At 51.0% G+C, this 1,526-nt stretch carries 1 protein-coding gene; it reads left to right on the top strand.

Features of this window, described 5'->3' with window-relative positions:
* The coding region (locus VK958_RS10715) for an MFS transporter (protein ID WP_473964689.1) at positions 1-708 on the top strand (708 nt) is incomplete at its 5' end.
* Between the last annotated feature and the right edge of the window lie 818 nt (positions 709-1,526).

Genomic DNA, 1,526 nt, shown 5'->3' with positions numbered 1-1,526 from the left:
TTGTTCATGCTGCCAGGGATTGGGTTTACTTTATGGTCGCAAGAGCCGGCCATCAAGATCATCCCCAAAACATTACTGGAATCAGTGGTCGAACCGTTTAAAGAATTTACACAACGTAAAGGCTGGCAGCACGCAGTATGGGTATTGCTGTTCATCCTGTTATATAAATTGGGTGACAGCATGGCCACCGCGCTCGCCACGCCGTTTTATATCGATATGGGTTTCAGCAAAACCGATATAGGCGCCATTGCAAAAGGTAGTGGCCTGGTCATGCAGATTGCCGGTGCTTTTGTTGGCGGCTTGTGGATGCTCAAACTGGGGATTAATCGTGGTTTGTGGGTATTTGGTATCGTACAAGCAGTGGCGATTCTGGGGTTTGCCTGGCTTGCGCATAGTGGGCCATTCATTGAAATCGGCGCAGCAGAACGCAGCATGCTGGCGATTGTGATTGGGGCCGAGGCGTTTGGGATTGGCCTGGGTACGGCCGCTTACGTAGCTTATATGGCGCGCGAAACTAATCCAGCGTATACCGCGACTCAACTGGCATTGTTTACCAGCTTGTCTGCGGTACCGCGCTCGATCTTTAATGCCTTGACCGGTGGCATGGTAGAAAGCCTGGGGTGGGAACAGTTTTTTTATGTGTGTATGTTATTGGCGATTCCCGGGATGATATTGTTGTTTAGGGTGGCGCCATGGCGGGAGCGGTGAATGTTTCAAAGTGATTTTGGCTAGTCATCCCGGCGTAGGCCGGAATCCAGGCAAGGCTGATGCTTAGCTTGGTTGCCATCAAAGAGCAAGTGGTGCATTTGCTGGAAGTTCTAATTGGTATTTCTTTGGATGGTTTAGCAGTCCATTGCGACATTCCTTTTCGCCCCTAGGCGAGTTCCTTTTCTTTGCTTGCCCAAAGAACAAGTAACCAAAAGAAAGGGCACCCTAGCTTCCGCTTGTTCCCTGCGTTGCTCGGCTTAGGACTTTCGTCCGTTGCTTTGCCGGACTTGGGCATAAGCGGTCACGAAACTCAACCTGGTAGCTCACACAAGACGTGAGCTCCTGCGGGATTCAGACAGTCGCTCCCTTCTCCCTTATTTTGCCTCCGCTACTCGGCGCGTCAGATAGGGGCCCGTTAAAATCACACGCTTTCAGTTCAGTGAGTCTCTTTACACTGCAGGCCGCTCGAAATCTAGTGGCAAAGGATCAACAAAATATTTTTTGAATTTTGGGTTTGGAGTTCCAGGAGTTTACTCAGCGCCCACCATCCGTAATGTCCAAGAAAAGCCTCATCGTGTTGGTTTTAAATGGGCCCCTATCTGACGCGCCGAGTAGCGCAGTCAGCGTGGGAGTTTTCGGCCAGCGTCTGTTTGAGTTCCGCGGTGGCTTGCGTAGTGTGCAAGCCGCTAGGGCGAGTTTCGTTGGACGCCCACGTTGATGAGCAACGCAGGAAACAAGCGGAAGCTAGGGTGTCTTGTTCTTTGCCTTCTTTCTTATGGACAAGCATAAGAAAGAGGGTCGCCTAGGGGCGAAAAACA

This window comes from Methylophilus sp., from assembly GCF_035460085.1.
Lineage (GTDB): Bacteria > Pseudomonadota > Gammaproteobacteria > Burkholderiales > Methylophilaceae > Methylophilus.
The sequence above is the reverse complement of the archived record's forward strand: the minus strand, read 5'-3'. Positions and strand labels throughout refer to the sequence as shown.